Genomic DNA, 8,243 nt, shown 5'->3' on the forward strand with positions numbered 1-8,243 from the left:
CTATATAATATAGCGCATAGGTGCGTTAGCGAAGCGTAACGCACCCTACTAATAGCGTTCATGGCTTTAGTCCTATTTATATTATCGGCAATGTATTCTCCCTGTTCCCACCTTCTGTGTTCCCTGTTCCCTGCGCGTAGCGCTATAATAAACAGAAAATTCTGATGGTTCAATACTCTGGTATAGTAATACATATCTAACACAATTAGAAAATTTTTTTAATCAACAATGATGAAATTATTTACTGTTGGTCATTCCAATCATTCTATCGAATTTTTTTTAAGTCTTTTACAAAAACATCAAATTACAACTGTGGCAGATGTTCGTTCTTTTCCTTATAGTAAGTATTCACCTCATTTTAATCAAAAAAATATTCAGCAATCTCTACAGGAAATCAATATTTCATACATTTTTTTAGGCAAAGAATTAGGTGCTAGAACTAATGATTTAAGTTGCTATGTTAATGGCAAAGCTTTATATGAATTAATTGCTCAGACAGAAGATTTTAAAAAAGGTTTAGAAAGAGTTTATCAAAGTTGGGAAAATCATAATAATATTGCTTTAATGTGTTCTGAACAAGACCCCATTACTTGTCATCGTGCTATTTTAGTGAGCCGAAATTTAAAAAATCAAGGTTTAGATATTTATCATATTCTTAAAAGTGGTGAATTAGAAAATCACTCCGATTTAGAAAAAAGACTATTAGAGATTAATAATCTTGTAGAAAAGCCTCAGTCATTTTTACAATTAAGTCTTTTTGATACTGAAAGCTTCAGTCAAAATGTTACGCAATCTACTCAAGATTCTGAATATACGAAACTTGAAAAAGCTTACAAAATTCAAGGGGATAAAATTGCTTATGTAAACAAAAAATAATGTAAGCAATCAGCCTTTAGCTCTTAATAAACCTTGACTAAGAATTAAGGTATGATTAATGATTATTTCATTCATTTTTATTGCTGTTTGCGTAGCATTCATCCGGAATAGTTGACAGCTAATGGGTTAATTTTTACTTAGTTAGGAATTAAATAAAATGGAAAAAACTATTGAACTTTTTACAATTGGATTTACGAAAAAAACGGCTCAAGACTTTTTTGAAAACCTCACAAAATCAAAAGTAAAATGCCTTATTGATGCAAGATTTAATAATGTTTCTCAACTTGCCGGATTTGCCAAAAGAAAAGATTTAGAATATTTTCTCAAAGTTATTTGCGATATTGAATATATTCATATTCTAGATTTAGCACCTACTAAAGAACTTTTAGATGATTATAAAAAAAAGAAAATTACTTGGGATACTTATGAACAAAATTTTAATAATCTGATGAAAGAAAGAGAAATTGAAAAAAAGGTTTCACCTCAACTTTTAGACCGAGGTTGTTTACTTTGTAGTGAAGCTAAACCACATTATTGTCATCGTCGTTTAGTCGCTGAATATCTTAATCAACAATGGGGAAATATTAAAGTATGTCATCTCTAAAAAAAATAATTTGTTTGGCTAATTCCTACAAACAAAATGAGCGTTGTATAGCAGGAATTGATTTAGATACAGGAAAATGGATTCGTCCAATATGCGATCGCCAATTTCCTGAAGATGGAAGAGTACCTTTAAGAATTAGACTTGTGGAACATGGAGAACCAAAACCTCTTGATATTCTGGAAATTCCTCTTGATAATAAAGGAAATGATTTTGGTTTTGAAAGTGAAAACTTTTCAGTATTAAAAGGTAAATGGAAATGTTTAGGTAAAGCTAAAGTTGAGGATATATTTCCATACTGTAATAATTCAGAATATATCCTACATAATAATCGTAAATATATTTATCCTTCTTATCTAAAAAGAGTTCCCTGGCATCTACGTCGAACAATTGAAATTGTTAAAGTTAAAAAGCATAATTTTTCTTTTGTTCAAGATAAAAGAGGGAAATTTCGAGGTAGTATTAAAAGTAATCATGGTTATTGGCTTTTAAATAATGCAAAAATTACCGATCCAGAGTTTATGAAAAACTTAGAAAATGGATATTCTCCAACTGCAAATAATCTTTTGGTTACTGTTAGTTTGAGTCTGCCTTATGCTCCTGAAGATTGGGAAGGTGAAGCTCCTTGTTGGAAGTTAATAGCAAATATTATTGAATTTGATTAGTTGAAAAATTAAGGAATGAAAATTATATCATTTCCGGATAATTAGCGAGCCAAAAAACTTGCTCCTTTTTATACCTTAAAACTTCTTCTTCTCTTCTAATTTTGTAGGGACGTTCCACTGGCAAAAATGCTTTTTCCTAAGGTTATGCTCTGCATTTCATGTCCGCTCTTAGGGGAAAACGTCCCTACAACCTAAAACAACCTGCTTTTTAATGCTTACATTTAATTGTTAGCATAACGAGTAAATTGTCGTTTAAAAGAAGAATGAAAACCAATGACAATATCAGTAGGAGGTACACCCATCTCTTCTAACCTTTCAGCAACAGACTCTTCTGTACCATTATATTGAATCCAAATTTTACCATCAATAATATCAAGGTGCATTACAGCACCAAATATTCGTTTATCTCCTCGCCAACCGATATAAGCTAATTGATAATGGTCCCGTTCTGTATCAAATATTAGTTCATCTTTGACTGTATCATTAGTATTGGCTATTTCCGCATGGGAAGTCAAAATTTCCCGAACAAGTTGTCGATATTTTTCTAATTTATCCATTCAGAAATTACCTCTAATTTAGGATTATAAATAATTAGTTTGACTTGATAACGTTTCAGAGAACGTTGGATAAAAGGAAGCTGAAAAAAATTTTGATAAGCTTCTACAGGAATAGCTAAATAAACAATTCTGTCTGCTTCTTGTTCTTCAAGTGCTTGACAATAATTAAGATATTGACCTAAAGCAGTATGAAATGAGCTAATATCTGAATCTGCAATAAAACTTTTAATTTCTACAGCAATTTTTTCAGAACCTTTTTCTGCTGCAATAGCATTTTCTGCTGCTAAATCAATATGTAATTTGACAGCTTCACTAATTCTAATTGTAAAAGGATCGTGAGTAATATTCCATCCATCTTTGATTAAAGAATTTTTAACCTGTTGATGAAAAATGTCTTTTGCCATTGTTGATAATTTTCATTATTGTTGGTAATTTTCTCTATATAATTACTTACACAAAGACTCTATTGTACCTCCAATTTTTTCTAAGACATAGGGGGGAGATTAGTTATTATTGTTAATTTCTTGCTTAGGGTTAATTTACCAGCACCTGCATTGCCAAAAACTGCTACTTTTTTCATAAATTTTCTCCTTAAAGTTTAGATATAAGAATCCTAAATAGGTTTTAATATTTTATCGCTGGCAGATGTTAAACTTTTCATTGCTAGAAACTAGCCTGATTTAGGATTCCTATATCATTAATGTAAAAATTATTCAAATGAAACTTATAATTTTGACACTAAATATTTGACGTTTTCGACAGCTTCTTTATATCTATGTTTAGCCAATTTAATATTTTTTCCATCTGGCATTATAAAAGTTTCTCCTTGGTCAGGAAGTTGATGTAAAGGAATGCCAAGAGATGCAGAGACTTTTCCTGAAGAATGAAAATCTTTGACATTGGTAACATAAGCAGTTTGCCATCCACTGAGACAATCTAATGAATTATTATTCTTAGTAAAATGTTCAGCAAATTTTTGATATTGTTCATAGCAAAAACTAATTAATTCTTCTCTAATTGAATTATAAGCATTAGCTACACCTTTATTGCTTGTGTAATTATTAAAAACAAATTGTTTTATTTTAGGTAATTTAAGCTCGAATCGCTGAACTTGTTTATTAAATGTGACAATATCACTCGCATATTTTTTGAGAGATTCTGAAGGATATTGTTCATAAAGTAACATTAAAATCCCTTTAATTCCTTCTAATGAAGTAAAATCAGCCATCATAGGAATTATTAAATAATCAGAAGAAAGTAACGCCATCTGTGTATAGATAGAAAAGCTAGGATTACAATCTATAAAAACAACTAACTCTTTGTATTTTTTCTTGTCAAATTCACTTTGACATAATCTTTGTATTGCTGTCATGTAATCTTTCCATGCTGAAATTTTTGCTGGATTAATTACGGCATAATTAAGAGCTAAAGATAAAGATTCTAAAAAAGAATCACCAGCAATTAAATACAGATTTTTTTGGAATATGCTCATTATAGAGAGACGCTCGAACTTTATAAGTAGAATTTAATGATTTAAAGTCAGCATTACCTTTCAAAATCCAATCAACAAAACCTACTACATTACGTCTTGAATAAGCTGATTGTAACTTTTGATTATTATCATATCCTTCCTTTCCGCCTCCAAGCAAAAATTGAGATATATTAGCTTGAGGACACATATCAATAACTAAAATTTGCTTCTCTGGATTTTGTTCAGCATACAATATTGAAGCATTGGAACATAAAGTTGTTTTACCAACACCACCTTTATTATTGTAAAAAGCATAAACTTTTGTCATTTAACATTTCCTCTTAATCTAATAATATACATTTTTAGAAAAGGTTTTGAAACCCTGATAGCACTGTTCCAAAATTAATATTTTTGGAGAGGTCTAATAAATTAATATAGCATATAACAATCCTAAATAGGTTTTAATATTTTATCGTAGGGATTTAGTCTCTAAACCAAAGCCCCAATGGAATTTGGAGAGAAAACCCCTACAGTACAAGTATGAAAATTACTATAGATTTATTTTTGGTCTAAATTTTCTCAAACGTAAAGCATTTGTCACTACAGAAACCGAACTAAATGCCATTGCTCCTCCAGCAATAATTGGATTTAATAACCAACCTGTTAAAGGATACAAAATACCGGCAGCAATAGGAATACCTAATACATTATAAATAAAGGCAAAAAACAGATTTTGCTGAATATTTCTCATTGTCGCCCGACTCAATTTAATTGCCGTAATAATACCACTTAAATCTCCAGAAATTAAAGTAATATCACTAGCAGCGATCGCTACGTCTGTTCCTGTTCCAATGGCTATTCCGACATCTGCTTGAGCTAATGCTGGAGCATCATTTATTCCATCTCCTACCATTGCCACAATTTGATGATTATCGGTTCTTTTTTTCTTTTCTAATTGCAGATTTTTGACAGTTTCAGCTTTTTGTTCTGGCAGCACTTCAGCAAATATTCTATTAATGCCAACTTCGGCAGCAATAACTTCTGCTGTTTGCCGATTATCTCCGGTTAACATGACAACTTCTATTCCCATTTTTTGTAATGTTTGAACTACCTTTTTTGAGGATGATTTTAAAGTATCGGCTATACCAAATATTCCTTCAATTTTTCCATCAACTGCTATCCAAGCAGTAGTTTTACCATCAGCTTCTAATTTATTTTGATTAGTTTGGAAATTACTAATCTCAATTCCTAATTTATTCATCCATCTAAAAGTACCAATTTGTACTAATTTATCAGAAACAATTCCTTCTACTCCCATTCCCGAAATTGCCTCAAATTTTTCTGGTTCTGCTAAAGGAAATTCTATCCCTTGAGTTTGAGCATATTCAACAATAGCTTCTGCCAAAGGATGTTCTGATTTTCTCTCAACTGCTGCTGCTATTTTTAACAAATTAATTTCATTTTCATTGCCAATTCCTTGAGTAGTTATATAATTAGTAACTTTAGGTTTTCCTTCGGTAAGTGTACCTGTTTTATCCAAAATAATTGCCTGAACTTGATGAGCAACTTCTAAACTATCAGCACCCTTAATTAATATTCCATTTTCTGCACCTTTTCCAGTTGCCACCATCACAGAAGTAGGAGTAGCTAATCCCAAAGCACAAGGACAAGCAATAATTAAAACACTAACAGTTGTAATTAACGACATAGTTAAATTTCCAGTCAAACTAAACCAGATAAAAAAAGTAGCGATCGCTATTCCCATAACAACAGGAACAAACCAAGAAATTACCATATCTGCTAATTTTTGAATTGGTGCTTTAGAACTTTGTGCCTGTTGAACTAATTTAATTATTTGAGCTAATACTGTATCTTTTCCAATTCTAGAAGCTTCAAATTTAAAACTACCAGTTTTATTAATTGTCGCCCCAATAACTTCATCCCCAGATTGTTTTTCTACAGGCAAACTTTCACCAGTCACCATAGATTCATCTACTGTAGAATTACCTTTTTTTATTATTCCATCTACAGGAATTTTTTCCCCAGGGCGCACCACAATTAAATCGCCAATTTTTACTTGTTCAATAGGAATATCTATTTCTTTTTCCTCCCGAATAACTCTAGCAGTTTTTGCCTGTAAACCTATTAATTTTTCAATAGCTGCTGAAGTTTGTTTGCGAGCGCGATGTTCCAGAAGTCTGCCTAATAAAATTAGAGTAATAATAACCGCAGCAGCTTCATAATAAACATCAGGATTTAATCCTTGTCTAGTAAAAAAATCAGGAAAAAATGTTGGAAATAAAGAATATAAATAAGCTGCCCCCGTACCCAGGGCAACCAAAGTATTCATATCTACGGAATAATTTTTTAATCCTTTAAAAGCAGCAATAAAAAATGAAATACCGCACCAAAACATAACAGGAGTAGTTAATATTAATTGTAGCCAAGAATTATGTAACCATATTGGAATCCAAGGAATATTTAATCCAGTCATCATTGGCAACGAACCAATAATTAAAATTCCACTAATAACACCACCAAAAATTACTTTATTTGTCATTTCTTGTTCTAGACGGCGATTTTCTCTCTCTTTTTCCGCCAGATTTATTGTTTGCTGAAGTGGTGTTGCTTCAAAACCAATATTTGTTACAGACTGTTGAATTTTGTGTAAATTTGTTTGGTGAGAATTATACTTAACCGTTGCTTGTGCCATAGCAAAATTAACTTGACATTCTGCCACACCAGGTACATTTGTAATAGCTTTTTCAACTTTATTAGCACAGCCAGCACAACTCATACCTTTTAGTTCTAAATATGTTATTTTCATAAAATTATTCCCTGATGATTATAGTAAAAGGCAGAAGGCAGAAGGCAGAAGGCAGAAGGAAAAATCTTGCTTTATCTACGTTTTAGGCTGTTGATCTGTCCTAACCTTTGCTTCGACTACTATGAAGAAATATATTTACCGAAGAATTAATAATTAAATAATTAAATAATTGAATAATTCAGGTTTAAAGCCTCCCCTTTGAAGGGGAATAAAATAAATTTTTTCCTTTGATTCAATCTTCTTCCTTTTCGGGAGAGGTAATTATCAATTATCCATTATCAATTATCTATTATTGAAAGCGGGTTCCACCTTGTTGAGGTATACCCACGGGGGCAAGATGCCCGCTACTTGTCAACATTTAATTATTAATTATCTGTATCTTTAGAGGGCAAATAGCATTTGCCCCTACAAAATATTGTAAATTTATTAGGGCTTACGGAAATTCTGAAGTAATACCCTATCTTTAGAGGGCAAATGCCATTTGCCCCTACAAAATATTGTAAATTTATTAGGGCTTACGGAAATTCTGAAGTAATACTCTATCTTTAGAGGGCAAATGCCATTTGCCCCTACAAAATATTGTAAATTTATTAGGGCTTACGGAAATTCTGAAGTAATACTCTATGTTTAGAGAGCAAATGGCATTTGCCCCTACAAAATATGGTAGTTTTGCGTAAATCTTAATCGTAAACTCTCAAGTTAACTTTAGATTCAAGTATAACTAAAGTCAAAATAGTTGCTACAATTAATTTTATATTATATCCGTTAATCTCGGAGTGTATAAAAGTTAGGGAAATATATGTAGATATTTACAGCAATGCATGAGGATATTGAGGTAAAGTTATTTGCAGTTTAAGTATCCTGCTTCTTACAGCCTGGAAGGCTGTGTTACCAAAATTACTAACACAATTCTAGTCTTTATGAGGTCAAGTTATTTGCAGTTTAAGCATCCTGCTTCTTACAGCCTAGAAGGCTGTGTTACCAAAATTATTAACACAATTCTAGTCTTTATTTTGCACCTCACTAACTTGGAAATTGCTGTAATATTCTTCCTTCTTTCTTACTTCTTACTTAATAAAACTGCTACAATTAATTTTATATTATATCGGTTAATATCGGAGTATATAAAAGTTAGGGAAATATATGTAGATATTTACAGCAATGCATGAGGATAGTGAGGTCAAGTTATTTGCAGTTTAAGCATCCTGCTTCTTACAGCCTAGAAGGCTGTGTTACCAAAATTACT

The 8,243-nt window shown here is 31.5% G+C and carries 8 protein-coding genes; 3 read left to right on the forward strand and 5 right to left on the reverse strand.

Features of this window, described 5'->3' with window-relative positions; translation table 11 throughout:
- The first annotated feature begins 228 nt into the window (after positions 1–228).
- The 3 genes from VKJ25_RS22335 (at position 229) to VKJ25_RS22345 (ending at position 2,142) form a co-directional block, all read left to right on the forward strand.
- Positions 229–876, forward strand: coding sequence for a DUF488 domain-containing protein (locus tag VKJ25_RS22335; RefSeq protein WP_324238854.1), 648 nt, complete (start codon positions 229–231; stop codon positions 874–876).
- 157 nt (positions 877–1,033) lie between these two features.
- On the forward strand, positions 1,034–1,480 hold the full coding sequence (locus tag VKJ25_RS22340; protein WP_324238855.1) for a DUF488 domain-containing protein: 447 nt from the start codon (positions 1,034–1,036) through the stop codon (positions 1,478–1,480).
- Entirely contained in the window at positions 1,468–2,142 is a 675-nt protein-coding gene (locus VKJ25_RS22345; RefSeq protein ID WP_324238856.1) for a dual OB domain-containing protein, read from the forward strand. The genes VKJ25_RS22340 and VKJ25_RS22345 overlap by 13 nt, the downstream gene beginning before the upstream one ends.
- Positions 2,143–2,363: 221 nt before the next feature.
- Here the strand turns inward: VKJ25_RS22345 and VKJ25_RS22350 are convergent, their stop codons facing one another.
- The 5 genes from VKJ25_RS22350 to VKJ25_RS22370 all read right to left on the reverse strand — a co-directional run bounded on the left by VKJ25_RS22350 (position 2,364) and on the right by VKJ25_RS22370 (position 6,997).
- The gene (locus tag VKJ25_RS22350; protein WP_324238857.1) at positions 2,364–2,699 is read right to left on the reverse strand and encodes a XisI protein; all 336 of its coding nucleotides are present in this window, start codon (positions 2,697–2,699) and stop codon (positions 2,364–2,366) included.
- Complete coding sequence (locus VKJ25_RS22355; protein ID WP_324238858.1) at positions 2,687–3,103, reverse strand: XisH family protein; 417 nt, start codon at positions 3,101–3,103, stop codon at positions 2,687–2,689. The genes VKJ25_RS22350 and VKJ25_RS22355 overlap by 13 nt, the downstream gene beginning before the upstream one ends.
- Positions 3,104–3,423: 320 nt before the next feature.
- Complete coding sequence (locus VKJ25_RS22360) at positions 3,424–4,191, reverse strand: ParA family protein (protein WP_324238859.1); 768 nt, start codon at positions 4,189–4,191, stop codon at positions 3,424–3,426.
- Positions 4,151–4,498: a ParA family protein gene (locus VKJ25_RS22365; protein WP_324238860.1), complete on the reverse strand. Its 348-nt coding sequence runs from the start codon at positions 4,496–4,498 to the stop codon at positions 4,151–4,153. The genes VKJ25_RS22360 and VKJ25_RS22365 overlap by 41 nt, the downstream gene beginning before the upstream one ends.
- A gap of 222 nt (positions 4,499–4,720) precedes the next feature.
- Positions 4,721–6,997 carry a heavy metal translocating P-type ATPase gene (locus tag VKJ25_RS22370; RefSeq protein ID WP_324238861.1) on the reverse strand — a complete coding sequence of 759 codons (2,277 nt, stop codon included), beginning with the start codon at positions 6,995–6,997 and terminating at the stop codon, positions 4,721–4,723.
- Between the last annotated feature and the right edge of the window lie 1,246 nt (positions 6,998–8,243).

This window comes from Okeania sp., from assembly GCF_035285525.1.
Classification (GTDB): Bacteria; Cyanobacteriota; Cyanobacteriia; order Cyanobacteriales; family Microcoleaceae; genus Trichodesmium.

Coding starts and splice junctions, on each gene's coding strand:
- VKJ25_RS22335 (WP_324238854.1), top strand. CDS start 229: ATGATGAAATTATTTACTGTTGGTCATTCCAATCATTCTATCGAATTT.
- VKJ25_RS22340 (WP_324238855.1), top strand. CDS start 1,034: ATGGAAAAAACTATTGAACTTTTTACAATTGGATTTACGAAAAAAACG.
- VKJ25_RS22345 (WP_324238856.1), top strand. CDS start 1,468: ATGTCATCTCTAAAAAAAATAATTTGTTTGGCTAATTCCTACAAACAA.
- VKJ25_RS22350 (WP_324238857.1), bottom strand. CDS start 2,699: ATGGATAAATTAGAAAAATATCGACAACTTGTTCGGGAAATTTTGACT.
- VKJ25_RS22355 (WP_324238858.1), bottom strand. CDS start 3,103: ATGGCAAAAGACATTTTTCATCAACAGGTTAAAAATTCTTTAATCAAA.
- VKJ25_RS22360 (WP_324238859.1), bottom strand. CDS start 4,191: ATGAGCATATTCCAAAAAAATCTGTATTTAATTGCTGGTGATTCTTTT.
- VKJ25_RS22365 (WP_324238860.1), bottom strand. CDS start 4,498: ATGACAAAAGTTTATGCTTTTTACAATAATAAAGGTGGTGTTGGTAAA.
- VKJ25_RS22370 (WP_324238861.1), bottom strand. CDS start 6,997: ATGAAAATAACATATTTAGAACTAAAAGGTATGAGTTGTGCTGGCTGT.